This window comes from Streptomyces sp. WAC00040 (assembly GCF_056835925.1).
Map to the genome: position 1 here is coordinate 210,549 of NZ_JAKQZE010000005.1, position 26,285 is coordinate 236,833.

21 protein-coding genes and 8 pseudogenes are annotated in these 26,285 nt (G+C 66.7%); 12 read left to right on the forward strand and 17 right to left on the reverse strand.

From position 1 onward, the window contains the following. Window positions 1-163: 163 nt before the first annotated feature. Both MDN94_RS35990 and MDN94_RS35995 read right to left on the reverse strand, forming a co-directional pair. The gene (locus MDN94_RS35990) at window positions 164-739 is read right to left on the reverse strand and encodes an IS630 family transposase (protein WP_482730010.1); all 576 of its coding nucleotides are present in this window, start codon (window positions 737-739) and stop codon (window positions 164-166) included. Then, on the reverse strand, window positions 736-1,203 hold the full coding sequence (locus MDN94_RS35995) for a winged helix-turn-helix domain-containing protein (protein ID WP_482730011.1): 468 nt from the start codon (window positions 1,201-1,203) through the stop codon (window positions 736-738). The genes MDN94_RS35990 and MDN94_RS35995 overlap by 4 nt, the downstream gene beginning before the upstream one ends. 162 nt (window positions 1,204-1,365) lie before the next feature. Between MDN94_RS35995 and MDN94_RS36000 the strand changes: the two are divergent. Continuing rightward, a pseudogene (locus MDN94_RS36000) lies at window positions 1,366-1,707 on the forward strand (transposase); the annotation flags it as partial. A gap of 22 nt (window positions 1,708-1,729) precedes the next feature. On the opposite strand, the gene MDN94_RS36005 reads toward MDN94_RS36000, so the two are convergent. Further along, complete coding sequence (locus MDN94_RS36005; protein WP_482730227.1) at window positions 1,730-2,986, reverse strand: IS110 family RNA-guided transposase; 1,257 nt, start codon at window positions 2,984-2,986, stop codon at window positions 1,730-1,732. Between the two features lie 443 nt (window positions 2,987-3,429). On the opposite strand from MDN94_RS36005, the pseudogene MDN94_RS36010 reads away from it, so the two are divergent. The 3 genes and pseudogenes from MDN94_RS36010 to MDN94_RS36020 all read left to right on the forward strand — a co-directional run. Further along, window positions 3,430-3,687 (forward strand): annotated as a pseudogene (locus MDN94_RS36010) (transposase); the annotation flags it as partial. A gap of 39 nt (window positions 3,688-3,726) precedes the next feature. Then, entirely contained in the window at window positions 3,727-5,508 is a 1,782-nt protein-coding gene (locus tag MDN94_RS36015; RefSeq protein ID WP_482730228.1) for a reverse transcriptase/maturase family protein, read from the forward strand. Window positions 5,509-5,615: 107 nt separating this feature from the next. Further along, window positions 5,616-5,739: pseudogene (locus tag MDN94_RS36020) on the forward strand (IS5/IS1182 family transposase); the annotation flags it as partial. A 1,090-nt stretch (window positions 5,740-6,829) separates the two neighbouring features. Here MDN94_RS36020 and MDN94_RS36025 read toward each other — a convergent pair. Then, window positions 6,830-7,402 (reverse strand): DUF5317 family protein, encoded by a 573-nt coding sequence (locus MDN94_RS36025; RefSeq protein ID WP_482730012.1) that lies wholly within the window; start codon window positions 7,400-7,402, stop codon window positions 6,830-6,832. 1,341 nt (window positions 7,403-8,743) lie between these two features. Next, window positions 8,744-9,484: pseudogene (locus MDN94_RS36030) on the reverse strand (IS630 family transposase); the annotation flags it as partial. 6 nt (window positions 9,485-9,490) lie between these two features. On the opposite strand from MDN94_RS36030, the pseudogene MDN94_RS36035 reads away from it, so the two are divergent. Continuing rightward, window positions 9,491-9,700 (forward strand): annotated as a pseudogene (locus tag MDN94_RS36035) (ISAzo13-like element transposase-related protein); the annotation flags it as partial. Between the two features lie 72 nt (window positions 9,701-9,772). Beyond that, a pseudogene (gene istB / locus MDN94_RS36040) lies at window positions 9,773-10,418 on the forward strand (IS21-like element helper ATPase IstB); the annotation flags it as partial. Between the two features lie 60 nt (window positions 10,419-10,478). Here istB (MDN94_RS36040) and MDN94_RS36045 read toward each other — a convergent pair. From MDN94_RS36045 to MDN94_RS36065, 5 genes are all read right to left on the reverse strand, one after another. Next, window positions 10,479-11,042 (reverse strand): cysteine hydrolase family protein, encoded by a 564-nt coding sequence (locus MDN94_RS36045; RefSeq protein ID WP_482730013.1) that lies wholly within the window; start codon window positions 11,040-11,042, stop codon window positions 10,479-10,481. Between the two features lie 301 nt (window positions 11,043-11,343). Then, window positions 11,344-11,718 carry a hypothetical protein gene (locus MDN94_RS36050; protein WP_482730014.1) on the reverse strand — a complete coding sequence of 125 codons (375 nt, stop codon included), beginning with the start codon at window positions 11,716-11,718 and terminating at the stop codon, window positions 11,344-11,346. Between the two features lie 521 nt (window positions 11,719-12,239). Further along, complete coding sequence (locus tag MDN94_RS36055; protein WP_482730015.1) at window positions 12,240-12,803, reverse strand: hypothetical protein; 564 nt, start codon at window positions 12,801-12,803, stop codon at window positions 12,240-12,242. Between the two features lie 777 nt (window positions 12,804-13,580). Beyond that, on the reverse strand, window positions 13,581-13,967 hold the full coding sequence (locus MDN94_RS36060; RefSeq protein WP_482730016.1) for a type II toxin-antitoxin system death-on-curing family toxin: 387 nt from the start codon (window positions 13,965-13,967) through the stop codon (window positions 13,581-13,583). Further along, the gene (locus MDN94_RS36065) at window positions 13,964-14,272 is read right to left on the reverse strand and encodes a type II toxin -antitoxin system TacA 1-like antitoxin (protein WP_482730017.1); all 309 of its coding nucleotides are present in this window, start codon (window positions 14,270-14,272) and stop codon (window positions 13,964-13,966) included. The genes MDN94_RS36060 and MDN94_RS36065 overlap by 4 nt, the downstream gene beginning before the upstream one ends. Window positions 14,273-14,520: 248 nt before the next feature. Here MDN94_RS36065 and MDN94_RS36070 point away from each other — a divergent pair, with 248 nt between their 5' ends. Next, window positions 14,521-15,444, forward strand: a complete 924-nt coding sequence (locus MDN94_RS36070; RefSeq protein WP_482730018.1) for a glutamate ABC transporter substrate-binding protein — start codon at window positions 14,521-14,523, stop codon at window positions 15,442-15,444. Window positions 15,445-16,036: 592 nt separating this feature from the next. Continuing rightward, window positions 16,037-16,555, forward strand: a pseudogene (locus MDN94_RS36075) (transposase); the annotation flags it as partial. Between the two features lie 22 nt (window positions 16,556-16,577). Here MDN94_RS36075 and MDN94_RS36080 read toward each other — a convergent pair. Next, window positions 16,578-17,212: pseudogene (locus MDN94_RS36080) on the reverse strand (transposase family protein); the annotation flags it as partial. A gap of 431 nt (window positions 17,213-17,643) precedes the next feature. On the opposite strand from MDN94_RS36080, the gene MDN94_RS36085 reads away from it, so the two are divergent. Together MDN94_RS36085 and MDN94_RS36090 are read left to right on the forward strand one after the other, a co-directional pair. Next, window positions 17,644-17,808 (forward strand): helix-turn-helix domain-containing protein, encoded by a 165-nt coding sequence (locus MDN94_RS36085; protein ID WP_482730229.1) that lies wholly within the window; start codon window positions 17,644-17,646, stop codon window positions 17,806-17,808. A 98-nt stretch (window positions 17,809-17,906) separates the two neighbouring features. Then, entirely contained in the window at window positions 17,907-18,545 is a 639-nt protein-coding gene (locus tag MDN94_RS36090) for an SMI1/KNR4 family protein (protein ID WP_482730019.1), read from the forward strand. 21 nt (window positions 18,546-18,566) lie between these two features. On the opposite strand, the gene istB (MDN94_RS36095) is transcribed toward MDN94_RS36090, so the two are convergent. Then, window positions 18,567-19,337, reverse strand: coding sequence for an IS21-like element helper ATPase IstB (gene istB / locus MDN94_RS36095; RefSeq protein ID WP_482730020.1), 771 nt, complete (start codon window positions 19,335-19,337; stop codon window positions 18,567-18,569). After that, entirely contained in the window at window positions 19,334-20,152 is an 819-nt protein-coding gene (locus MDN94_RS36100; RefSeq protein ID WP_482730021.1) for a Mu transposase domain-containing protein, read from the reverse strand. Before MDN94_RS36100 ends, istB (MDN94_RS36095) begins: the two co-directional genes overlap by 4 nt. A 184-nt stretch (window positions 20,153-20,336) precedes the next feature. On the opposite strand from MDN94_RS36100, the gene MDN94_RS36105 reads away from it, so the two are divergent. Beyond that, entirely contained in the window at window positions 20,337-20,933 is a 597-nt protein-coding gene (locus MDN94_RS36105) for an immunity 21 family protein (RefSeq protein WP_482730022.1), read from the forward strand. Between the two features lie 27 nt (window positions 20,934-20,960). Here the strand turns inward: MDN94_RS36105 and MDN94_RS36110 are convergent, their stop codons facing one another. From MDN94_RS36110 to MDN94_RS36125, 4 genes are read right to left on the reverse strand one after another with little or no spacing between them, the layout of a single operon-like run. Further along, on the reverse strand, window positions 20,961-22,757 hold the full coding sequence (locus tag MDN94_RS36110) for a tyrosine-type recombinase/integrase (protein ID WP_482730023.1): 1,797 nt from the start codon (window positions 22,755-22,757) through the stop codon (window positions 20,961-20,963). 40 nt (window positions 22,758-22,797) lie between these two features. Next, window positions 22,798-23,481, reverse strand: a complete 684-nt coding sequence (locus MDN94_RS36115) for a tyrosine-type recombinase/integrase (RefSeq protein ID WP_482730024.1) — start codon at window positions 23,479-23,481, stop codon at window positions 22,798-22,800. Beyond that, entirely contained in the window at window positions 23,481-23,723 is a 243-nt protein-coding gene (locus MDN94_RS36120) for a hypothetical protein (RefSeq protein ID WP_482730025.1), read from the reverse strand. Before MDN94_RS36120 ends, MDN94_RS36115 begins: the two co-directional genes overlap by 1 nt. A 16-nt stretch (window positions 23,724-23,739) precedes the next feature. Beyond that, the gene (locus MDN94_RS36125) at window positions 23,740-24,420 is read right to left on the reverse strand and encodes a transposase (RefSeq protein ID WP_482730026.1); all 681 of its coding nucleotides are present in this window, start codon (window positions 24,418-24,420) and stop codon (window positions 23,740-23,742) included. A 324-nt stretch (window positions 24,421-24,744) separates the two neighbouring features. On the opposite strand from MDN94_RS36125, the gene MDN94_RS36130 reads away from it, so the two are divergent. Next, on the forward strand, window positions 24,745-26,283 hold the full coding sequence (locus MDN94_RS36130) for an ISL3 family transposase (protein WP_482730027.1): 1,539 nt from the start codon (window positions 24,745-24,747) through the stop codon (window positions 26,281-26,283). The last annotated feature ends 2 nt before the right edge of the window (window positions 26,284-26,285 follow it).

Here is a 26,285-nt window from a genome sequence, read left to right on the forward strand (position 1 = left end):
CACCCTCTCGACCGTGCGTCAAGGGTGCTGCGGGGGCCTTTCTCCACGCGCTCTCCTCGGACTGATACCTCACCTCAGGGGCGAGGTCCTCTCCCGTCGCATGGCAGACAGACGTGACGTCCTCATCGGTCGACCCGATGCGCCAGTACTACTGATCTTTTCGTTAGTTCGGTGGGGTTGGTGGGTGGAGGGTGAGGCCGGTGTGGGTGAGAAAGGACCAGGGCAGTTGCGGGTTGTGGTTGATGCGGTGGATGCCTTGTTCGGTGGCGTCGGCGACATCGGCGAGGTGATCGCCGGCGAGGTTGGCGAGTTCACGCTTCTTCAGCGAGGACCACAGCAGTTCTACCGGGTTCAGCTCGGGCGCGTAGGCGGGTAATCGTTCCAGGGTCAGCCAGTCCTGTTCGGCGACCCAAGCTCGCATGGCCCGGCTCCAGTGGGCGGACAGCCCGTCCCAGACCAGGATCACCCGCTCTCCGCGGTAGAACAGCTTCACCTGCTCCAGGACCTTGATGAGTGCGGCGGTGTCGTAGCTGCCGGGCTTGAGGTGGAAGCACAACCTTGGTCCACGCTCGGGGTCGGTGGCGTGGTAGCCGAGAGCCGCGGCCATCGAGGCACGTTTCCAGTTCAGACGGTGCCGCAGGAGCGGAGTGCGGCCGCGGGGCGAGTAGGTGCGGCGGATCTGAGGGAGCAGGGAGACGCCTGATTCGTCGAGGAAGACGATCCAGGCACGTGTGTTCACGGCCCCTTTTTGATGCGCGGCCACTCGTGCGCGATCCAACGGGCGATCTCCGACTCGTCCCGCTCAACCGCCCGCCGCTCGGGCCGCTGCAGACTCCATCCGAGCCGGCCGGTCAGCAACCGCCACACCGACGCCCGCGACAAGACCACTCCGGTCACCCGCTCTACCACCAGGCCGACTCGTTCCAGGGTCCACAGATCGGCCTCGAAGTCATGGGCTTGAGCGCCTTGCTCCAGAGCGGCCCGGACCATCTCGACCTGGGCGTCGTCGAGCTTGGGCGGACGACCGGTAGCCGGACGCCGGCGCAAAGCATCGGCGCCGCCCTCCTCCCACACCCGTTTCCACCGCCGCACACTCTCCTCGCTGACTCCCAGCATCCGCGCGATCTCGGAACCCGAACGTCCCTGACCGAACAACTCAGCCGCCCGCACACGCCGCGCCTCGGCCAACTGCGGCCGCGTCAAAGGAGGAACAACACACGAAGGCTTGAAAGACACCGCATCAGGATCCCACCAACAAGACCATCGCACCCACGGAACTAACGAAAAGATCAGTAACTGATCGTTTCAGAATGAAGTTCGTTGTGGGGCTTGGCGGTTGGGTGTTGTGTCGGCAGGATCTGTTGGGTGTCTGCTGATCTCGTGCCTGATGACCTGTGGGAACGTGTGGCCCCGCTGTTGCCTGCCCGTCCGCCTCGGCGGCACCGGTATCCCGGGCGGTTGCCGGCGGATGACCGGGCCGCGCTGCGGGGCATCGTTTACGTGCTGTGCAAGAGCGTGAGCTGGCGGGATGTTCCGGCTGAACAGGTTGGCTGCAGTGGTGTGACGGCCTGGAGACGTCTGCGGGACTGGACCGAGGCTGGTGTCTGGCCGCAGCTGCACGAGGTGCTGTTGGCCGAGCTGCGGGCCGCGGGCCTGCTGGACATGGACGACGCGGCCATCGACGGCTCTCATGTCCGGGCGCTCAAAGACATCTCAGGGAGCCAAGAAGTCAAGCTGGCTGCCTGGCGGAGTGCGCGAGTAGTGGGCTGAAGGCGTGTTGTTCGTCGTAGCGCTTCCGGGTCTGGAGGCAGTGGTGGAGCTGGCCGAGGAAGCGGTTGAGCAGGTTGCGTTGAGCGGCGTTGTGCCAGTCTCCGTGTTCACGCCGGCGCCGGTAGTGGGCGTCGGCCCCCGGTGAGGCCTGGAGGGCAGCGAAAGCCCAGAGGAAACCAGCGTTCATGAGCCGGTTGTTCTTGACGAAGCGGCGTCCGACGAAGCGCTTCTTGCCGGAAGCACGCGTGATCGGTGCGGAGCCGGCATAGGACTTGAGGGCTCTCGCGTCGGTGAAACGAGCCCGGTCATCGCCGATCTCGGCGAGCACCCTGGCACCAAGCAGGGAGCCGAGGCCAGGGAAGCTGAGCAGGATCTCGCTGTCCGCGTGCTGGTGGAAGCACTCTTCAGCGGCGGCGGCGAGGTCGTCCGCGGCCTGGCAGGCCGCGGCCAGTTGCATGAGGAGGGCCTGCAGCTGCTGGCCGAAGGCGTCTTCGACCGCTGGAATCTGGCGAGCGTACTCGGCGCGGAAAACGGCCTGCAGGCGCTCGGCTTCCGCGTCGAAGGAGCGCGTGCGACCGCTGCGTTTGAGGGCGGCCCGCAACTGGGCGAGGGTGAGCCGGGCGGCCTTGGCCGGGGTGGGTGCCAGGGCAAGAACGACCCGGGCATCGGCCCGGGTCAGGCCACCCTTCTTGCTCTGGAAGGCGAGAAGAGCAGCGGGATAGTACTCGCGCAGCAGCGAGCGGACCTGGTTGGCGATCTGCTGCCGGCTCCAGACCGCGTCTTGCTGCGCGCGGGCCAGCACGGTGATGGCCTGAGCGAGTTCGGAGTCGGCCGGCAGAGGGCGGTGCATGGCCATGTCGGTGCAGAGGATGTTCGCCAGGACCAGAGCGTCGCCGGGGTCGGACTTCTTGCGGCTGACACCGTGGCGGTCGCGGTAGCGGGAAGCCGCGAGTGGGTTGATCGCGAAGACCTTGCGGTTGCCAGAGCGCAAGGTTGCCACGAGCAGACCATGGCTGGTCTCGACGGCGACAGGTATAGGCGTGTCGGGGCCGTCGCCGTGTTCGGCCAGGAGTTCCAAGAGCTTGTTGTAGCCGGCCGCGTCGTCGGTGATGCGGGCCTTGGCGAGCAGGGAGCCAGTGTCGTCGACAAAGGCGACGTCGTGATGCCGCTCCGCCCAGTCGATCCCGCAGAAGATAGTCAAGCTGTCCTCCCAGATCAGTTCATTTATGCAGGTCACGAGCACATGCGGGTCACGCGGCGCCCTAATCCCAGGACTCGTGGTCCGCCATCTCAGAAGCCGTTCGCGACACCAGCGCACCCCAGGGGCTCGATCTTTCTGCAGAGCTCGAAGGCTCGCGGGTGTAACAAGAGGTCGACCCTGGGGCGGGCTCGCGCCGTGACGATCAACGCTCGGCTGCGGCTCGCAAGTTTCGCGGTGGTCACGGAGACCCCGGGCCGTGCCGCTCTTGACAGAGGCCTCAACGGCCAGGGAAAGGGAGGCGTCAGCCCGGGGTCCGCGTCACCCCGCGAAACTCGCCGCTGACGGTGCCGCTCTTTGAGGAGGCCTCGCGGGCCAGGGGGACTCAAGACATCCGTCACCGGCATGAAGCGACTCGAGCCTCTTGCACGAGCGAGTTCGAACCGCCTACATATCGGATTAGGGGGGCTCACACCGGACCTTCGCCGGTCGACCGGGCACGTCCGGGCAGCAAGCACCACCTGATCACCGACCGCCACGGCATACCGCTCGCCGTCTCGCTGACCAGCGGAAACCGTCATGACGTCACTCAGCTGATGCCATTGCTGGACGCGATACCGCGCATCCGTGGGGTCCGCGGGCGCCCGAGGCACCGGCCGGACCGGCTGTTCGCCGACCGCGGCGAGGACGGGAAAGCCGTCCGCATCGGGCGAAGGGGGCCAGGTGATTCGGACACTCAAACCCGGGAGGTATGCGTAATGCAGAGCGCCAAAACGGTGCTGGGTGTCCTGCGTGAACGCGGCAGACGCGGTCTGCCGTGTGATGAACTGTATCGGCAGCTGTTCAACCCGCAGTTGTATCTGCTGGCCTACGGTCGCATCTACGCCAACCATGGTGCGATGACGCCTGGGGTCACATCGGAAACCGTGGACGGCATGTCACAGCGGAAGATCGACCGGATCATCGAGGCGATGCGCCACGAGCGTTACCGCTTCCGTCCGGTCCGGCGTTTCCATATCCCGAAGAAGAACGGGAAGACGCGTCCACTGGGGCTGCCGGCCTGGTCGGACAAGCTCGTCGGTGAAGTGGTCCGCCTGTTATTGGAGGCGTATTACGAGCCGACGTTCTCCGACCGCTCTCATGGGTTCCGTCCCCGCCGGGGCTGCCATACCGCTTTGCGGGAGGTGGACCACACGTGGACCGGGACGTCCTGGTTCATCGAAGGGGACATCGCCGACTGCTTCGGCAGCCTGGACCACGAGGTCCTGCTGTCGATCCTCGGCGAGAAGATCCATGACCAGCGGTTTCTGCGGCTGGTGCGCAACATGCTGACAGCCGGATACCTGGAGGACTGGAAGTGGGGTGCCACGCTCTCCGGAGCGCCACAGGGCGGAGTGGCCTCCCCGGTCCTGTCCAACATCTACCTGCACAAACTGGACGAGTTCGTCGCGACAGTTCTGATTCCGGAGTACACCCGAGGGAAGCGCCGGGCCCGCAACCCGGCCTATCTGGAGTTGCAGAATCTGCTGGCGAAAGCCCGCCGGCGCGGTGACCGGGTCCAGGCCCGTGCGCTGCGTCAGCGGATGGTCAGTCTGCCGAGCGCGGATCCGAACGATCCGGGATATCGCAGGCTGCGCTACATACGTTATGCGGATGATCACCTCCTCGGTTTCACCGGACCGAAGGCTGAGGCCGAGCAGATCAAGCAGCGCCTGGCGCAGTTCCTGCGTGACGAACTCAAGCTGGAACTGTCCCAAGACAAGACGCTGATCACTCATGCCCGCACCGGGGCAGCGAGGTTTCTCGGATATGAGATCACGACCCAGCACAACGACACGAAGAAGACCGGCCGTTACCGTCGGGTCAACGGTCAGATCGCTCTCCGTGTCCCGCGGGACGTGATCAAAGCCAAGTGCGCCCCCTATCTCGCCCGCGGAGAACCCGCGAAGAGGACGGCCCTGACCAATAGCAGCGATCATGCGATCGTGGCGACGTTCGGGACCGTTTATCGGGGCGTCGTCCAGTACTACCTGCTTGCCGGGGATGTCTTCCGGCTGCACCGGCTGCAATGGGTCATGGAAACTTCCTTGCTCAAGACTCTTGCGGCCAAGCACCGCTCGTCAGTTTCGAAGATGGCTGCCAAGCACAAGGCCAGAATCGACACGCCCAATGGGCCCCGGGTGTGCTTCGAGGCCCGTATCGAGCGGAAGAACAGGAAACCGCTGGTGGCACGGTTCGGTGGAATTCCCCTCCAACGGCAGCGGGCGGCGGAACTCGCCGACCATGAGCCGGTCCGGGTGGACTATCCGCAAAAGGAACTCATCGCGAGACTCCTGGCGGACACCTGCGAGATCTGCGGAAGCAAGGGCAACGTGCAAGTGCACCACGTCCGCGCTCTCGCCGACCTCGCGCATGCCGGATGGCAGCCTTCCGACTGGGCACGCGTCATGCTCCACCGACGACGCAAAACCGTCGTGGCCTGCGACACCTGCCACGACCGTATCCACTCAGAACGGCCAGCCAGACCACTCACGCAGTAATCACTGGAGAGCCGGATGACCGGGAAACCGTCATGTCCGGTTCGGCGGGAGGCCGCGCGGAACAGGACCTGCCACGGCAGGCACCTCGCCGCGCGGCCGACCCAACCGCCTGGCTCCACCAGTTCAAGCGCCTCCGATATCCGCTACGAGATACGCGCCGACCTCCACCTCGCACTGCTCCAACTCGCCTGCAGCATCATCTGCTTGAGACGACTCCGAACCTCATTCTGAAACGATCAGTAATGGCCCTGCGATGATCACGGGGGATGCCCAAGAGGGCCGTGGAGCCTGTTGGCGAAAGGCCGAACGACGAGCCAGCGTTGAGGACGGCACTTGCCCACCACCCCAGTTGAGGTGTGAGCTGAGCTGCACCTTGTAGGTACGGTGCAAGACTTGCTCGAGTACCTGCGGGCGGAGGCCGATGAGGCTGCCGAGGCTGCGTCCAGGCGGGCTCCGCCCGCTACCCCTCCTCGGAGGTGGGCAGGGAGGGAGCTTTCGCCCGGGATTACATCAAGTGGCTGTTTGACTTCCAGAGCGGGGCCCGCGAGCGGATGTCAGCTAGTGGCCGCAACGCTGTGGCTGGGTGGTCAACCCGGTGTCACGCACCCTTGCCAACTTTCGGGTGTTGGGTCTCCGTCGCTGCGATGGCCAGGCCGCTGGCGCCGTACTTGAGTATGCCGACCGAGTATGGTCGTCGCCGACAACCTTGCTTGCGAGTCCTCGATCAGGGTGCGGTGCTCTTCGTGCCGTATCAGTACCTGCCGAGCGTGATCTGTCGGTCACTGGAGTCGGAATGCTCGCCGTCGCGCCGCTCATTTCTCGGGGCGCCTCTCACGCGTCATGCCCCACCGCGGTGCTGGGCAGGTGGTTGGACGGGATGAGACTGCGAGGCTCGGCGAGCCGATAACGCGTCTGAATCGTGTACGTCTCGAGCCTGTCCTGGCGGCCCGACGTCATGCAGGTACGTCGGGCCGAGGCGCTCCAGGTGCCGAACGATCTTCTGACCGTCATGGCGAGCTTCGTCCAGAAGGGTAACGAGGACATGTGGTCGTGCCGGCGAACTCGTGAGCTGTGCCGTCGACGTGCAGGAGGGAAACGTGTTCCGGCCTCAACGCCAGGCACAAGAGCGTCAGCCCAGGAACCATTCAGCGACAGCGCGTACTGCCTGCAGCGTCGGAGGTGGTGCGATGACTGGAAGACCGGGGTGGCAGTGGCGCGTCGTTGTTTGATTGGACGGCACCAGTGCAATCGTGCGCTCCCTCAAACCGCCGTTGCCGACGCAGTGTCCGCTCTCTGACCGTTTCCTGACCCGCTCTCACCCTCAGAGACGTTCGGCTGGAGCGGCGTGACGTCCGGGCCGGTTACCAGTCATCAACACGGCGATCAGTTCGGCGAAACCGATGGCGAGCAAGACGTCACCGAAGCTGAACATCACTCGCCCGTTCAAGAAGGAAAAGATATCACCGAGCCAGGGCAGTACTGTATCGGGCGTCATGACCTCGTGCTTGGCATCCAGGACCCCACTGGCGCCGACAGGAGGGGCCCACTGTGACGGCAGAAGTACAGGCATCAGCCCATTGGCGGTGACCACGGCGGCGTTGCACACGGTCCCTGTAAATCCCAGGGCGAGCGGCATGCGGATCCGCCACGAGCCGGAGCCGATATTGCGTGCCGCCCACACCGCAATACTCACATACGAGACAACCAGCAGCGGGATGCCTCGCGACTGAGCCCAGTCGCTGGCATTTGGCACGTAGCCGTTCAGCGCGTTCACGGCTCCTGCTGCACCCAACAGCCAGAGGTGTCCGAAGTCAGCCTCGCCCAGATTGCCCAGCCGCCCACCTACCAGGTAACCCAGCAGTATCCCAACAAGCAAAGCCACAAGCACAGTCATCAGGCACCCCCTAGACCTGGGGGCGGTGCACCATCCGAGGTGCCAGGACCTGCCTTACCATGGCGCTTTCTCACCCGTATGCCGAAATATAGCAAGCTGTCCAGTCGCTAGGCAGGCCCAAATTTCATGGTGGGCCCTGGAACCCAAGATTAGGAATCCGACCCGTTCCAATATTCGCCCCATCAGCAATTGAGAGCGGGGTTGACTCGCTCGCCGGCGGCACGCAGTCGGAGGCTGCTCCAGGTGGCAGGACGTTGCGCCGCGCACCCCTACCGCACGGCAGGTTCTGTTGCCACCCTCCATCACTCCTCCGGTAGCTCCCGCTTGAGCGCCACGCGCATCGCCCATTTCGTCACCCGGTCGTCTCCGCATCGGCCAGCGGCCGGGTGGCCGCCGAAACCCTGACCGCCCTTGCCCCGTCCACGGTGATGCAAGGGGAAGCCGACGGTGGCCTCGATGTCGAGTAGGGGGCGAGCTGGCGACCCCTGCAGTCGGATCAAAGGCTCTGGGACGACGACTAGCAATGGTGCACCAGCCTGCGTCGCCGCCGTCTCCGACAGCGACATTGCCCTCGTGTCCGGGCTGGGCACCAACGGACAGCGTTGGAAGACACGGCTCGACGTGGTCAAGGCTGCGGCGCTCCTCGTTGAGGAACCCGAGGACCTTCACGACGTGGGCCTGTGCGGGGCTATCCCTGAGTCGAAGGGCTGTGCGGAACTCGATGCGCAAGTACCAGCCGACGCTGAAGGCGCTCCCATGTGCGTTTCAGTGGCTCGTGTCCAAGCAGCAGTGCAGCCCTCTGGATCGCGGAGGTGCTGCGGTGCCCCGGTACCCGTGCGGGGGCAGCTCGGGTACCGGGGCCTGCACCACCCTCGGGGGAGCGGGGGCGGTGCAGCGGGGCGGAGTGCTTGCCGCGGCCCACCGTCATCGCCACTGGGTGGTCAAACAGTGCGAATCGGTCTCACGCGGACTTGCTGATCCTTCTCCCGCCACGTCACGGTGGCACCCTGCAGCACCTGCAAACATCCGCCATGTGGCGGAGAGTCGGCAACCAGAGTGCCTCACTCCTAACGGCCGCAGCGGTGTTTCATGGTGCGCCGGGGTTTCCTCGCCCCCGTGACGTCATCAGCGCCCTGGGGCGCGACGTCCCCCTGACTCGCTGGGTTCGGGCGACAGGTAGCGCCGCAACTCGCTGATCTCCGGGCCGAACCGGCTGAACAGGCCGGCGGCAAAGCTCGGTGGGGAAGCCTCGTGGGCTTCGGCGCGTGGACTGGAACAGCGACGTTCTCCATGACCGACGCCGACCACCATGTGATGCGACCCGCTTCGAGAGGACCGCGAGAAGCGAGGGTGGGCCAGGAGCCATTGCTTGATCGCTGGTGTTTTGTGGGTGGCGTAGTTGTCCAGGATCAGATGCACCTCCAGCTCCGATGGAACCTCCTTGTCGACCTTGACCAGCAAACTTCTTGAACTCGGCAGCCCGGTGTCGCCGGTGCAGCGAGCCGTTGACCTGCCGGTGGCGGTGCGGCGAAGAGCGTGGTGGTGCCGGCGCGGATGTAGTCGTGGCTGCGGCGTCCGGGCACCCCGGGCATCATCGGCAGCACGGGTTGTGACCGGTCCAGGGCCTGGATCTGTGACTTCTCATCCACGCACAACACCAGAGCCTTCTCCGGCGGGTCGAGATACAACCCAATGACGTCACGGACCTTGTCGATGAAGAACGGGTCGGTCGACAGCTTGAACGTCTGCGAATGGTGCAGGGCCAGGGCGAATGCCCGCCAGATTCGCGAGATCGCCGACTGTGACATCCCGGTGGCCTGGACCATCGACATGGTCGACCAGTGCGTTGCGCGCCGGACGATCTTCCAGTGTCTTGACGATCACCCGCTCGACATCGGCATGGGTGATCTTCCGCGGGACACCCGGCCTCGGCTCGTCGCACAAACCGTCCAGACCGCGGTCGAGGAAGCGCCTTCGCCAGGTGCGGACGGTGTCCGGGGCGATCCGCAGCCGCCGTGACACCTCCATAGTCGAGTGCCCCTCGGCGCACTCCAACACCACCCGCGAACGCAATGCCAGAGCCTACGCGGTCGACCGGCTCCGACTCAGCACTACGCCATGGCCGCAAACACCGGCTGGGTCAGCGTCGGCACCGATCACGACACCGCTGCCTTCGCCGTGGAATCCATCCGCCGCTGGTGGCAGGCTCGGGGCCGGCACGACTACCCGGCCGCCACCCGTCTGCTGATCACCGCGGACGCCGGCGGCTCCAACTGCTACCGCACCCGCGCCTGGAAGAGGGGAGACGTGGACCTCCAGGCCATCGGCTACGAGCCGGATGCTGGTGTCGTCCAGCTCGCTGATCTCCTCCGCGGGTTCCTCGCCGAGCTGCTGATGGCCGAGTGCAACGACAGGGCTCGCCGCCGTTCGGAACGACGCATCAAGGCCGCCGCCTTCCCTCGCGAGAAGTCACTGCGGGCCTTCGATTTCGACGCGAACCCCAGCGTGGACCCGGCGGTCATCCATACGCTGGCGACCTGCGAGTGGGTCAAGCAGGGTCTGCCTGATCGGCGACTCGGGCACCGGCAAGTCGCACCCGCTGATCGCACTGGGCACCGAGGCCGCCATGGCCGGGTACCGGGTCCGCTACACGCTCGCCACCAAACTCGTCAACGAACTGGTCGAGGCCGCCGACGAGAAGGTGCTGACCAAGACCATCGCCCGCTACGGCCGAGTCGATCTTTTGTGCATCGATGAGCTGGGCTATATGGAGCTGGACCGGCGGGGCGCTGAGCTGCTGTTCCAGGTTTTGACGGAGCGTGAGGAGAAGAACAGTGTCGCCATCGCCTCGAACGAGAGTTTCAGCGGCTGGACCAAGACCTTCACCGATCCCCGGCTTTGCCCGGCCATCGTGGACCGGCTGACCTTCGGCAGCAATCTGATCCAGACCGGCACCGACTCCTACTGCCTGGCCCTCACCCAGGCCCGGGCAGCAGCACAGAACTCCGCCGGCTGATCTCGCCCCGCCTACGGGAGGCGATGCCGTTTTGCCCCGCAGGTGAGGGACGGCCTCCCGCTATTGCGGTGCGATGGCCTTGAGCCAGTCCTCGACGGCGACGACATCTGCCCACTGCAGGAACAGTTTTTCGGTGAGCATCCGGTGCACCTCGGGGTCGGTGTCGAGGCAGGCATCCGCCAGGACGGTGAGGCCGAAGTCCAGGTCAATGGCGTGCCACAGGGTGGACAGCACCACGGCGCTGGTGGCGATGCCGCTGAGAACAAGGCTGTCGATATCGCGAGCCCTGAGCACCAAGTCGAGGTCGCTGCCCGAGAACGCGCTCCCCCGCCTCTTGGTAACCACGACGTCGCCCTGCTGGGGCGCGACGTCGTGATGGATCTCGGTGCCAGGGGCCCCCTCGGTGAACGATCCGGCCCGCACGGCGTTTGTCACCACCCTGTTGCGGGGGCTGACTTCTGGATCGCCCGGCCGTAACCCGAGCACCACGTAGATCACGGTGATACCGGCAGCCCGGGCACCGTCTATCGCCCTGCGCAAGCGCGGCAGATATCCGGAACCGTCATCGGCGATGGCCACGACGTCCCGTTGGACGTCCATCACCAAAAATGCGCTGTTCGCCATGCCTGCCGTCCCTTCTCCGTTGGGAAACAGGAGCAAGTCTGGTGGATCAACCGAGCTGCGGCGAGGTTTCGGAGATCCTCCTCAGCGTCGCGCCGCAGTGCGCCCATGACCGGTGTCAGTTCTCATCGACAGTTTCTTGCCCTGTGATCACCAAGTGCTGTCCAAACTCGGTGATAAGCGGTGTCGCCCGTCAGTTACGAAGCCAGGGGCCGTGACGCCGTCGTCGCTGCGGCGGGCGTGGGACGGCGGGCTTCGGCGTCTGGGGCTTTGTCGCACTCCGGTACGGGCAGCGGGGCCTCGCTCATGGGGGCGTCGTGGCGTCGTCACCTGTCGATGCGATGCCGTCCAGGTCACACCCGATCGCGATCCCGCTGGTTGCCGGCCGCGGTGACCGGCCCGGTAAACCCGCTCTCGGGGTGCCGGCCGGCGGGCCGGCAGCCGGAGCCCGCAGCGCGGCGCCGTCCCCAGTGGACAGGGCTCCCCGCACCCCGCCACCGACGCCGATGGCCCGTTCACCCGACGCGCCGACGCCGGGCGCCGGTGCGGCCGGGAAGTCCCGGAGGAGCGCGACCAGGGCCACCGCGCATCCGACGAGGCCCGCCACTGCCCCCACGACGCTCGCCACCCGGTCACCGGTGTCGAGATCCAGGAGAACGGCGACCAGCACCAGCGCCACAGCGACAGAAATCCCGAGAGCAGCTCCGGCCCACGCCCACACACGCCTCGATCCGTTGACGCACCCATGATGACCCGACTTGCGCTGTTGCGTGCCGAGTTCGGGCCGAACCCCTCCTGGGCTCAGTCACCGTGGCCGGGGCAGCCACGAGAGCGGACTCGAAGAAGCAGCCGCGCTCAGTCCGGTCCCGTAGGACGAACGCTCCTCCAGAAGCCAAGAATGACGTCAGGAGCAGTGCCGTTCAGGCCGTAGCCCGCAGGCCTACCAAGCCCTCTGGGAGAACCTCCATGCCGCCCGCCGTCCCTCCCCCACCTCGCCGGCACGTTGCCCACCCGGCCGGGGCGCCGGCCAGGATCGCGCACCGCACTCCACCCTGCCCGGCCCCGCAGCCCCGCACCCGCGAACCACCACAACCGGACATGGTCGACACCCGCCCACGAGCCGACAGGGCCTGCTGGAGTGCCGTCGGGCCCGGCCGGCCACCGGAGCAGGGCGTAGGTGTCGGAACCAGCGCGTGCGTTTCAGTTGAAGGTGTCTTCGTCGTCAAGTTCCCACATGTAGAAGTGACTGTCGTCCTCGTGCTTCCACAGGCCAGAGGTTGCGCGTGGCTTCGACTCTGACACTGCGTGCGGGCCGTTGTTCGTCCCGGAGATAGGCGCCAAGGCAGTCAATGGCGTCGGCGCACAGCTCGATGACGGCGACCCGTCGCTCGCTTCCCGACCGCCGGTCATCAGGCGGCGGCAGAGGCATGAGAGGGTGTCCTCCCTGACCCTGGTGCGCAGCCCGATGTCCGGGATGCTGTGGAGCAGCACCTGGACCTTCGCGATGCGGTCGTGCAGCGCGCGAAGACGCAGCTGCCACTCGTCCGCATCCGCCGTCCGGGCCCTGCGGAAGTCGCGCCGGATCTCCAGCAACTCGGTCAGAGCCGCCTCCGCAGCTGCAGCAGCGCGCGCATGCTGCTGCACTGCGTGCGCGGTGCGTTCCTGGGCCCGCTGAGTCAGGCGCGCAGACCACATGGACAGCGCACCACCCGTCGCCGTTCCGGCGATCCCCGCGACGGCACCGATCCACACGGCGCCGCTCATGCGGCTACCAGCCCATTCGCGCGCACCAGGCTCCGACCATCACGGTCAGACGATGGACAGCACAGCCCGAACATCTCCACAGTCCCCTCCTCCAGACATGGCACGATGCCCACGCCTGCCAGCCCGGTACGGGGCCGGTGTTCACGCGCCGTCTCCACCCTGACCACCCGCACAGCCCAGCACCCCAAACAACCACAACCAGCCAGCCCTTCCGCAACCGGCGAGCGGCCGGAAGCCCAGGAGCAGCCGGAATGCGACCGAGGGACGACCACAGGGCGAACCCCGGGCGCGAACGTGCACGGCACGGAGGGCGGCGGAAGAGCTCCGCGATCACGACCCCGGACGGCGACGCCTGGCGGTATGCCTCGCGGGTGTCAGGCGGTGACATCGATGCGCGCGGCACACACGTCGCGGACGGCTCGAGGTCGATCAGTGCCCGTGCTCGTGCCTTCTGGGCGCCCGGCAGGGCGCGGACGATCGTGTCGAGGGCGTCGGCGAACGCGGCGGACAAGTTCTCGGGGCCAGCCGCACGCAGAACGCGAAGCCCGCGTCCGTCGGGTGCTCACACTCCCCTCCCCCACGTCCCCATGCTTTGAACGGCCGCCCTCGTCGGTGCGGGTATTGCTCAAGTGCCGGATCAAGGTCTGGGTGTCCTGGTGGATGAGCGTCCACAGCTTGCGGTAGCGAGACCACATCTTCTGCGTCGCAACCGCGACCGGAATTGCCCCGGCCGCGGTGAACAACTGCAGCCGGAACCTATCCGACAGCCCAAACGCACTACGGGGTTGACCAACTGCGGATCTGGCGGGCAATGCGAGCGACACCGACTTCGCCGACCACGGCGTCGCGGACCAGCACGACGGCTGCCTTGGGCGGGTAGTCAAGCCGCTGACCATTCAGGGCGAGGTACGCCTCGGTGGCGTGCCAGGCGAAGGCTTCATTCGAGTGCTCGAGGCAAGGGAGTTTCGCCAGCGTCTGCAGCAGCGCTGCGGCCTTGAGGTGGAGGGAGCCGTACACGTCGCGTTCCATGGCCCGTGCATTGACCCGGGCAACGGCAGAGTAGAGAGGACCCAGGTCGTCCACCTGCGGATCGCCCTCGAGCAGTTCCGCAGCATGGAGAAGAAAGGCGACCTCGATCGGATGCAGCGGTTCGGACTGCGTCACGCCGCGTGCCCCTGCCCCTGACGTGGCTCCAGATCCTCCAGCTCGGCCCGGGCCTGCTGCTCGGCCGCCCGGTGCCCCGCATCAATGCTGGACTCAGCGGCGAACGCGGCGCCGCTGCGAGCCACGGATGCCTTGAAGCCCTCCAGGAACCGCTGCTCGACGGCGGTGGCACGGGCGTAGGCAGCGGAAAGGATGTACTCCTGCATGCTGACCCCCTCCTGCTGTGCGGCGGCCGCGATCGCAGCGCGCTGCTCAGGGTCGGGGAAGCGCAGATTCATCGCTCTGGGTTCAGCCATGGTTTCCATGGTACCAGTGGTACCAGGTGAAGGGAAGGGGCGCTAGAGCACCAAGAACGACACCAAGAGGGGCAACACATGAACCCCTGGACTCAACTTTCCATTAAGAAGGCCCGTCCGGCTTGCCGACAAGGAGCTCGTGACCTAACTGTCAGGCACCAATCGGGGCAGAACCGCGGCGCGGGCCCTGCGCGGCGGGATGGGTCCCGGGACGCAGGCTGCTCAACGTGTAGGAAAAAGATAAAGGACGTTGCATTATGAAACTTTCCAAGTCCGCCGCCTTCACGACGATCACTGTGCTAGCGATCGCCCTCACCGCCACCGGCTGCAGGGGAGAGTCCGGCAATGCCTCCGGAGACGAGCCCACCAGCAACTCGAACGGAAACCACCCGCGGCTACCCACGTACCCGGTCGCCAAGGACGTCAAGATCGACTCCCCAACCCTGCGCAAGGCCCGTAAGGCAGGCAAGCTAGTCATCGGCGCCCATAACGACCAGCCGTTTCTCGGCTTCGAGGACAAGGACGGCAGGCGGTCCGGTTTCGACATCGAGATCGCCAAGATGGTCGCGGCGGATCTCGGGTTCTCGCCCGACAAGATCGAGTTCAGGACGGTCGACACGAAGAACCGTGAGGCCGCCATCTCCAGCGGCGAGGTCGACCTGTACGTCGGCACGTACACGATTAACAACGAGCGCAAGAAGAAGGTTGGCTTCACCGGCCCGTACTACATGGCCGGCGCCGACCTCTTGGTCCGCAACAACGACAGCACGATCGGGGGCCCGTACTCCCTGGAGGGCAAGAAGGTGTGCGCGGTCAAGGGATCGACCGCCCTCCGGGAGATCCAGAAGCCCGAGTACAACACCACGACGGTCGTGACGACCAAGGATGCGGAGTGCGTCCAGAGACTGCTCGACAAGAAGGTCGACGCCGTCACCACAGACGACGCCATCCTGATGAGTTACGCCGCTCAGCGCCCGGACAAGCTCAAGGTCGTCGGCAACCCGTTCACCGAAGAGCCCTACGGCATCGGCATGAACAAGAACGACAATGCCCTGCGTAAAGCGGTGGCGGACGCGCTCAAGGCGCACGACGAGAACGGCGACCACCAGAAGGCGTTCGCGGCGACGCTGGGCCTTTCCGGCTCAAAGTACGGCGGTGCCCCGGTGGTCGAGCGCTACTGACACGAGGCCCTCGTCCAGAGCCGGGAGCACACGGCGTGGGAAGGCGCCGACGCCGCGTTCACCACCAAGGTCCTCTAGCACTGGAAACACCGGCCTGACCGTCATCAAGACCACAGACACGCGGCACCACAAGCGCCGGTACCTGGGCTTCTCCAAGACCGTCGAGACCGCCTCACCCTCGCCTACCCCGCTATGTGAGGACCACCCCGTCATGCATCGCCGCCACGGGCAGTGGCGCTCCGCGATTTCCCGTCGACCACTCCCGCGCGGTCGACTTCCCTCGCATGCGCGGGTGGTAACTCCCTCGGTGGCGAGCTTGGCAAAGCGGTCGAACGCCGCTCCCGGTCAGCATGAGTAGTCAGGGATAGGTGGCGCGGCCGGAACTGCGACCAAGCTGACCCAGCCCGGGAGGTAGGCCAGCGTGGGGCTGCCGCCGTGCGCGATGCCGGTCAGGTAGGCCGACAGGTAGCCGAAGCCTGCGTGGGCGACCTGGTGCAGGCGGTCGACGTCGTCGGAGGCGGCCTGGAAACGGTCACGGTAGCGCTGGGCGATCTAGGATTCGGCGAGCGTGCGGGTCGTGGTGCCGTGCGGGTACCCCAGCCTGGAACGCGTCCTCGGCCCGCGCCTGGACCACCCCGCCGTGACCTGGCTGCTGGAACGCTACGGATCCCCAGCCGCCCTGCGGAAAGCCGGACACCGCAAGCTGGTTGAGGTGATCCGGCCCAAGGCTCCGCGCATGGCCCAGCGGCTGATCGACGAGGTGTTCGACCGCTCGACGAGCAGACCGTCGTGGTCCCGGGCACCGGCACCCTCGACCTCGTGATCCCGTCCCTGGCCCGTTCGCTCGCGGCCGTCCACGAACAGCGACGAGCCCTAGAAGCGCAGATCGGACAGCTGCTGGAGGCTCACCCTCTTTCCGCGGTCCTGACCTCGATCCCAGGGGTCGCGGTCAGGACCGCCGCCACGCTGCTGGTCACCGTTGGCGACGGCACCAGCTTCCCCACCGCTGCCCACCTGGCCTCCTACGCCGGCCTGGTCCCGGCGACCAAGTCGTCGGGGACCGAGATCCACGGCGAAACACGCACCTCGCGGCGGCAACCGGCAACTGAAAGCGGGCAGTCGGGCGTATGCCACACCGGCGAAGACGTGCTCGACGCGGGCGCGGACCTGCTTGTGGGATTTATTGTGGGCCAGTTTCCAGTCGGGCAGTTCCTCGTCTTTGCGTTGCCGGTGGGGCATCACGAGTCCGGTGTCCGGATAACCGCCGTCGGCGATGGTCATGGTTGTGCTGACGGCGGCTTTCGCTCCGGACTCTTCCCACGCCTTGCAGTCGTTGCCGTTGCCGGGCAGTGGCCGGCCGACCACGACGACCAGCCGCGTGTCGGCGTCGATGACGACTTGGTGGTTGGTGGTTGGTGGATTATCGATAGTTCTTCGACCGCTCGGCGATGGTGTGGTCGCGGGTGCGCACCCGGGTGCCGTCGACGATCAGGACGGCGTCCTTCGCGAAACGCTTGCGGGGCTGGAGCGCGAGCATCGGCCCGAGGTGGTCGATGATCCGGTCTGCCGCCGACTTGGACACCCCGAACAGTGGGGCGAGCTGCCGCATCGTGAGGTTCGTGCGCCAGTACGCCGCGACCAGCAGGGCCCAGTCCTTCAGCGGAAGGCTCCACGGCCGGCCCTTGCGGACCGCATCCGCGCCCTCGCGCCGCAGAACCGTCACCAGCTTCCCGAACTGCCGCGGGCTCAACCCGGTGAACGGGGCTATTCAGGATGGCTCCGACGCCGTGATCACACCAGCCACCAAGATCATCCCGCCCATGTCGGCGCTTCAGATGGCACGGTTGGTCAACTGCACCGCTCACCGCACAGTCCAGACTCTGGCGGGCGGAGCTGGGGGGTGGGGACACGGATACCAATCCAATCCCGGGCTGGATGCCGGGGACCTTCCTACCCACCCCCCCATGGCCGCGAGTCCCTCACGATCTCCGTCCGGCCTATCACTCCGCACCGTATCCCGAGCCACTGACAACGCTGGCGGTCGGTGAGCGAAGTTCACGAGGCCACCCGCATAGCCAGTTCACGTCCACCACCAGCAGTTACGGGACAGGTCTTGTACTGATCTTTTCGTAAGTTCGGTGGGTGTGGTGGCCGTGTGAGTGGGAGGCTGTCGGGGTGGCTTATCGACCTTCTGCCTCTGTGGCTGGTTCCTCGCTTCCTCCGTTGTCACGGCCTCAGTTGGCGGAGGCTCGGCGTGTTCGTGCGGTCGAGTTGTTCGAGGAGGGTGTCTCGAATGCGGAGATCGCGCGGGTGGTGGGTGTGTGTGCGGAGAGTGTGCGGCGTTGGTGTCCGCGTACTCATTGAAGTGCTCAGCCAGGTACGGATGAACGTGCTCAGCCCGACGTCCAGAAAAATGAGGGCCTGGAGAGTCTCGGGTCACCGCAGGGTGCGACAATCTGGCCGTGTCTGAGGAGTTGTCGCGCTGGTATCGGGGCCGCCTGGTCGCGGGGCCGTTCAGCCCGTTCGAGACCAGTGAGCTTGAATGTCTCGAACGGGAGGTCGGGCTGCCTCTGCCAGCCTCGTACCGCTCTTTCCTCGAGGCAGCGGGCGGGGCGAGCTTCCCGTACTCAGTCCGTCTGCTGGCTTGTGAACCGGAGCCGTTCCAGAGTTTTGACGACCTCTATCGGCTCGGCCCTGACGACAACGGCGAATACGACTGGGTCACCTTGCTCGGCGAGTACCGCCGAAACCGTGATGGGCAGCTTGCTGAAGAGGTCTCGCTGGCTGGCCTTCTCCCGATTGCCCGCAACGGCGGCAGCGACACTTTGTTCCTGGACCTGAACCCGGCCACCCATGGACAGCTCCACGCCTTCGTCCAGGGCATCCCTCACCCCGGATACTTGTCGACGGGGGTCTTCACCAAAGTCGCTGACGACTTCGACACCTACCTCGACATGCTCGTCGTCGACCCGGACCTGGCGGCCGACACCTGGGCCGACGTCAACGAGAGCGACTCCACCGACCCCTGGCGGCGGACCGTCGAGGAATGGCTGGACAAGGAACTGCCCGGCTGGCGTGCTGAGCCGTGGGCAGTGGCCTGACCTCCACGTCGGTGAGGTTGATCAAGCGGCGCTTGTGTCGCGTTCGATGGCGGCGAGCCGATTCTTCAGCCGGTAGCTCGGACCGTTGATCGAGACGACGTCGCAGTGGTGCAAGAGCCGGTCGAGGATGGCCGTGGCGAGGACCTCATCTCCGAACACCTGCCCCCATTCGCTGAAGGTCTTGTTCGAAGTCAGGATGATCGAGCCCTTCTCGTAGCGCTTCGAGATCACCTGGAACACCAGGTTCGCCTCGGCTCGTTCCAGCGGCTGGTAGCCGACCTCGTCAACTACGAGGACGCCGGGGCGGAGGTAGGTGCGGAGCTTGCTGTTGAGGCGTCCGGCTGCTTCGGCGACCTTGAGTTGGCGGACCATGTCGTCGAGGGTCGTGAAGTAGACGGAGAAGCCGGCCCGGCAGGCGGCGACCGAGAGAGCGACCGCGATGTGTGTCTTGCCGACCCCGGGCGGGCCCAGCAGAGCCGCGTTGGCCTTGGCCTCGACGAAGGCGAGGGTGGCGAGGTCCTTGATCTTGCGGGGGTCGAGTTCAGGCTGGAAGGCGAAATCGTATTCGTCGAGTGTCTTGTGGTGTGGCAGCTTGGACAGCCGCAGGCCCTGCCGGAAGCGCCGGTCGTCACGAATGGCGAGTTCCTCGGCCAGGACCAGGTCGAGGAAGTCGAGGTAGCCCATTTTGGCCTCGTCCGCCCGGCTGGCGTACTGGTTCAGGCTCTCGGCCAGGTGGGGCAGGCCGAGCTTGGCGGCTGTGGTGCGGATTCGGGTGCTGACCAGCTCGCTCAACTGGGCTCCTCCTGCGTGGGGTGGGTGGTGAAGGGACGGGTCCCGGTCAGTTCGTCATAGACCGACAGCGGTCTGCGGCCGACTTCGACGCGGACGGCCGCGGCCCGGTTCAGGAGACCCATCAACGCGCCGGCTGTCTCCTCGCCGAGGGCGTCTTGATGACGGGGCCGCTGCGGGACGTCGCCTGTGGTGGTCCGCCGGTTCCGGCCGTCGGGAAGTCCGTCCCAGTGCTTCTCGTCGACGATGCAGGCTCCGCGGCCGACAGCCCTGCGGTGGATGGCCAGCAGGGTGTCGCCGTTGGCGTCTGGGACGGTGGAATGCAGGGTGATCTGGGACTTTGTGGCCCTGACTTCCACCAGCTGACGCGGGCGGACCTTGCGGGCCGGCACCGAGTAGAGGTTCGCGTCGAAGGCGACCAGGCAGTCCTTGCCTACGTAGCGGAGGTGCCGCTGTGTGACGACGTAGGGTGTCGCCGGCAACGGCCGCAGGGCCATGTGGTCGCGGATCGCGCGATGCCCGATCACCTCGCCGTGGGTGCCGTGGGACTTCGCCCGGCGCAAGGGCACCCAGGCGTTGAAGGCGGAGTCCAGTTCCTCGATGGAGGAGAAGGAGCGTCCGGCAAGGACGTGGTCGCGGACGATGAGGACCTGACGTTCGACCCGGCCTTTCCCTGTGGGGCGGTAGGCGGCCAGCACGTCGATGTCGAAGTCGTAGTGCCCGGCGAACCCGACCGCCTCCGGATACAGTGGCACCGCCTCGCCTGGGGCGACGTGGCGCCGGACGACGGTCTTGGTTCGGTCGTAGACGATCGACATCGGCACCCCTCTGATATGCGGGTCTCGATGTCAAGCCAATGGTCGTGTTGAGCCCGGGGCCCGGGCCCGTCTCACGCGGTCCGCTCCGATGCGATCAGTGTTGAGCTGGCCCGCGGCGAGGCATCAGGGACGTTGCTTCGCAGCCTGACGAAGCGTTGTCAGTGGCCAGGGAGACACTGGCGCCATGGAGACTTCCTCATCCACCGCAGCCAGTTCATCCGAGCCTTCCTTCACCTGGGTCGAGTCGATGGGCGGCCCGCTGATCGCCATACCGGTTTCCGTATTGGACGGATGGCGTGGTTGCACGGAGTCGGGGCTGGTCATCGGCGACGGGGACGTCCCGGACGACTACGACCGCGCCTGCGAGGTGGACGGTCTGGCGGGAGCGATTGCTGTCGGTGACGACGGACCGCAAGGACTTGTCCTGGCGGACGAACCCGCCACCACCTGCTATCTGCCGGAACACCAGGTCTTCGTCCGTTGGCTCGGAGCCAACTCGGAGACCGATTTGATCGCCGCAGCCAAGGCTGTGCTCACCGACCCCACGACCGAGTGGGAGGAATGCGGTGTCTGGGAGACGGACGGTCCAGCGATGCTCATGGACTCTGTCACCGACGGGAACGAACTGGGCGTCGAGTACCCCAACGGCGGCGGACTGCCGGAGCAGGCGCCCGTCCCGATACCGCCCGGCCGCTGGACAGTCCGCGCCGTCCACACCTCGGCGAACGAGGAAACCTCGGTCGGTCTGGTTCAACTTCTGCCCTGGTCACAGAGCCGATGACCTGGCCCCATCGCCGGGAAGCCGACGTCAGGATGCTTCTCCGTCGAGGCGGCTGAGTAGTCCGTCGAAGATCTGCTCGCGAGCCACCTGGCCCTTGGCGGCCGCGTCGTCCCGCTGGCGTTCGAGCGTGGGCCGGAACTCGATCGTGGTGACGAAGAACGTGCAGGACTCGCAGATCGACTCGAAGTGGCAGTCCATCTCGACGGGGCGAGCGCAGTAGCCGTTGCCGAGCATCCGGCGGTGCATCTCCCGGCGGAGCTTGGCCATCTCCGAGCCCTCGGCGTCCGCCGGCAGCTGGCGCGGGGCGTCGTAGAGGGCCTTCGCCTTCTCCGAGACGGCAAAGTACTCGTCGGCGACGGTTCGGTCGGCTATCCGCGCGTAAACACGTGTCATGGACAACGACCGGTGGCCGAGGAGTGCGGCGATGGCCTCCAGGGACATGCCCCGGTTGATGGCCTGGGTGGCCAGAGTGTGTCTGAGCTGGTGCGGGGTGACCCTGCCCAGGCCGGCCTGCTCGGCGGCTTTGTGGACCGCGGCCTCGATGCGGGAGGCGTTGACCGGGCGGCCGTGGTCGGTGAACAGCAGGTTGGAGCGCAGTCCCTCGGGCCGGTGCAGCAGCCAGTCGTCCAGCAGCGTCTTCAGCTGCGGGTGCAGGGGAACGTAGCGGTCGGTGTGCATCTTGCCGACCGGGACGCGGAGCCAGTAGGCGGAGCCGATCTGCACGACCGCGTCGACGGTGAGGCCGAGCATCTCGCTGCGGCGCATGCCGGTGCGGGCGAGGATCTCGATGGCCAGGCGGGCGAACGGATCGGGATCCTTGCGGGCGGCGGCCAGCAGTTTGGCCGCCGCGGCGTCGTCGAGGAAGCGAGGCAGCGGCTCGTCCGCGATCGGGAAGTCGCTGTCGAACACCAGCTGGCGGGGCTGCCGGTCGGCGGCATCCCACTCATCCAGCCGGCGGAAGAAGCCACGGAGTTTACTGAGGCGGTCGCGGACGGTGTGCCGGTGCAGTGGTCCGCCGCGGGCGGCCGGCCGCTCGAGCAGCCATTGTCGGTAGCGTTCGACGTGCCGCCGCTTGAGCTGGGCGACGCAGGTCACGGCGGTGTCTTCGGTAGCGACCAGCAGAGCGAACTCCCGCAGCGTCAGCTCGGCGTTCTTCACGGTGCCCGGCCGCAGGGTGCCGGCAATCTGCCGCAAGTAGTGCTGCATCGTCTCCGCCATCCCCACCGGGACCCGGGCCCACTCCCGGGCCCGGACGTCGGCCCGGTCCGGGGAACGGCGACGGGGAAGCTGGTCCGTCAACTCACAGTGGAACAGCGTCGCTTCCAGGTTGAACAGCGCGGTGGACAGGGCCTTGACGCCGCGGTTGGGGATGCGGCGGGCCGCCTCCAGCAGCAGGCGGCGTCCCTCGTCCCAGTCGCTCTGCTGCAGCTGGTCCGGCCGTTTACCGAACAGCGCGACAAAGTGGCCCAGCAGGTTGAACTGGGTCATCGCCACCGCGTCGCGAAAGCCGAGCGTGCGGGCGGTCTCCATGAACCGCAGATGCAGTTCCGGCTCCGTTCGCGCCAGCACGATGCCCAGCCGCGGACGGCGAGCAACCAGGTAATCCGCACCCGGCTGCATACGACCGGTCACCGAGAGCCAGCTGATGAACCGGTGGGTCTCGTGGTTGAAGGCGAGCTGCCGCTCCAGCGGCAGGCGGCAGAAATCGCTGAGGTCGGGCACAGTGGCAAGCAGAGCCCGGGCGCCCCAGCGGACCTTGTGGTCGGTGTTCATGCCCTGCGCGGCCCGGTGGGCGAGGTAGGACTCGACGAGGTCCAGGCGCACGATCGGCAGCGCCGCAGCGCCGCAGCGCGGGCCCGGCGCATCAGCTGCCCGCCTGGTCAGCGTCGATGGCGGCACTCGCCTGCAGGTACTGCTCGACGAGCCAGCTGTTCGCCAGGTGGATGTAGATGCGGGTGGATTCGATGGAGCGGTGTCCGGCCTGGGCCTGTACCGCTTCCAGGGCCATGCCCGCTTCGCGCAGCCGGGTCAGGCAGGTGTGCCGGAGCTGATGGCAGGTCAACTTCGGCAGGCCGGTCCGCTTCCGGACACCGTCGAGGATCTCGTCCAGGCCGTCGGCCGAGAGCGGCCGACCGCGGGTCGGCCCACGCAGGACGACGAACAGCTGGCCGTGGTCGACCGGTGGACGCTCACGGTCCAGATACTCGCCGACCGCGGCGAAGAACTGGGCGGAGACCGGTATCAGGCGCTGGTGCCCGCCCTTGCCCTCGCTGATGAAGACCCGACGCTCGCCCGGTGAGAGGTCCCCCAGCTTCAGGCCGAGGACCTCGCAGCGACGCAGTCCGCCCAGCAGCATCGCAAGGACCATGGCCCGGTCCCGTGCGGTGTTCACCGCACCGAGCACCGCCTCGACCTCACCCGGGCAGAGGACCCACGGGAGAGTGCGGGGTGTGCGCAGGAGAGGGGTTCCGCGGTTGCCGCTGCGGCGGCGGTTGGCCAGCCCCGTCGGCACCGGGTTGCGGTCGATGGCGAGGTCGTCGCGAGTCATCAGGTAGCCGAACAGCCCGAGATACTGGCGAGCCGGCGCTTGATGGTGCGGGCCGAGAGCCCTGCTTCACCGTCTTCGAGCCGGACGACCTTCGATCCTCGCCGCGGCTTCTTCTGTGCGGTGATGAAAGCGAAGACGTCCGCGGTGACGACGTCGGCCGGCTCCTTGGGCACCACCGAGAAGAAGACCTTCAGGTCGTAGGCGGTGGCCAGCAAAGTGTTCGGCCGGCAGCGGGCCGCCACGAACTCCAGATAGTCGTCAACCAGGGCATGTCCGAGCGATGCCGCGGGGTTCCCCGCGGCATCGACGCGTCGTACCAACTGCGGCTGCCAGGCCATCCGAGCTCCTCGACGGGAGCGACCATCCTGACCGGCAACATGAGATCGCGGAAGAGTTGTCACCCACATAACCGCCGAAGTGGGCGAAAGCCTGTCGGTGGCAGTCGAAGAAGGTTGCCAGGTCCTGGCTGGTGGTGAAGCAGCAGAACGGGTCTCGTGAATAGGACAAGGTCATGTGGAACGAGTAGACCTTCGGGATCCCGACGTGGGCGAGGATCTGACCTTCGTCTCCCCAGTCGACCTGGGCCTGTGCTCCAGGCACGACTTCGAACCGGTGGTGCAGGCCGGTCAACTCGCCTGGGCTGATGCCAAGTTCCTCGGCGATGCGGGGCCGGGCCTCCTGCAAGTAGAGCTTCACCCGCTGGTAGGTGCCGGTGAAGCCGTACTCAGCCACCAGCCGCTCGTGCACCACGGCACCTTTGATCAGGATCTCGGACCGCAGCATCGCGTCGATCAGCGGCGCGACCTCATCGACTTTCCGCCGGCGGCCATGTCCGGGCGCGGCCCGACGGAGCGGGGCGATGGGGGCCTCAGAGGACAGGTACTTGCGGACCGTGCGGCGGTTGAGCCCCGTGTCCTTCGCGATCTCAGACAGGCTCATAGCCCCGGACTCGAACAGCCTGCGGAAACGTCGAAGCTCCATCCATCGTTGCGGGTCCAAGACCACGGTCAGCCGCCCTCCGCCACCCTTCACAGGCCGGCAGCAGGCTGCCCATCAACAATCCTCAGTACGGCAGGAAGTGGGCACGTTCATCCGTACGTGACTGGGCACGTTCACGGCCCTGGCAAGATTTCCGTGATCCTGGGGTGTGCCACCGTGCGCCGGTGACGCTCCGTCACTGGTAGCGGCACTGTCGGCGAGTGTGATGACCTCATATGGATCATGTGTCCGCACCTTGATGTGGTGCGGGTGGAACGAGTATGGGTGGCGGGAGGCGTAGTTCGCATCGCGGCCCGCACCCGCGAGTTGACGGTGGCGTGTCCGGACTGCGGTCGCGTTTCCGCGCGGGTGAACAGCCGCTACGGCCGCGCGCTGGCCGATGTCGCTGTGGGTGGCCGACCGGTGGTGATCGAGCTGTCGGTGCGACGGTTGTTCTGTGACGGCCTGAGCTGCGGTCGGCGGACGTTCGCCGAGCAGGTCGAGGGGCTGACGGTGCGCTACCAGCGCCGCAGCCCGCTGCTGCAGCACCTGGTGGAGATGGCCGGAGTGCTCCTCGCCGGCCGTGGCGGCGCCCGGCTTCTGCAGATCCTGCAGGTACCGCTGTCGCGGACCAGCGTGCTGTTCCACTTGATGCGCTTGCCCCTTCCGTCACCAGCGACCCCGCGGGTATTGGGCGTGGACGACTTCGCGCTGTACTCGGACGTCTACGGCACCCTGCTGGTGGATGCCGAGACCCGGCTGCCGATCGACCTGTGGGCCGGCCGCGACGCCGAGCAATTGGCCACCTGGCTGCGGACACACTCCGGTGTTGACGTGGTCTGCCGGGACGGCTCGCTGGTCCACCGCCAAGGGATCGCCGACGGCGCCCCGGACGCGGTGCAGGTCAGCGACCGCTTCCACCTGTGGCAGGGACTGTCGAAGCGGGTCGGCGATGTTGCCGCGGCCCACCGAGGATGCTTGTCCGCTGCGATCCCCGAGCCCGAAACGGCATCGCCGCAGGCGAGCCCAGCGGCACCGTCCGACGAGGCCGACACCCCCGCCCGCCGCCACGCGAAGCGGCTGTTCGAGGCGGTGCACGCGGTGACCGACACTGGCCGCTCGCTCAACTCGGCAGCCCGCGAGTTGGGCCTGAACCGCCGCACCGTGAGCAAGTACGCCCGGGCAGCCACCTGGCAGGAATGCGTACGCCGGATCCCACCTCGTCGGCCTACCAGTCTTGATCCGTACTTGGAGTACCTGAGGCAGCGCTGGGAGGAGGGCGAGCACACCGCGACGGTGCTGCACCAGGAGATCTCCGCCAAGGGCTACCGCGGCCACTACCAACGGGTCAAGATGGCCATCGCATCATTACGCCGCGGCCTTCCGATCGACACCCCACGCGAGCGACCGCCCTCACCCCGCCAGGTCACCCGCTGGATCACCACCGCACCATCCCGACGCGATCTCCACACCACCGAGGCCCTCCTACGACTGCTCGACCACTGCCCGGAACTGGCACGAACCCACGACCTGGTGCGTCAGTTCGCCGCCATGCTCGACACCCGCGACGCCCGCCCGCTGGCGCACTGGCTCGAGCAACTATCCGGCGCCCACCTCCCGGCCCTGGCCAGCCTCGCCAACGCCATCCGCGAGGACCAGCCCGCAGTCGTGCAGGGCATCACCACCCCGTTCAACTCCGGCGTCAACGAGGGCCGCATCACCGATTTGAAACTCCAGAAACGCATCATGGCCGGCCGCGCAGGTGTCCCGCTGCTCCGCCACCGTGTCATCCTCATGGCCCTGCTCCGACGCCGCTACCAGTGACG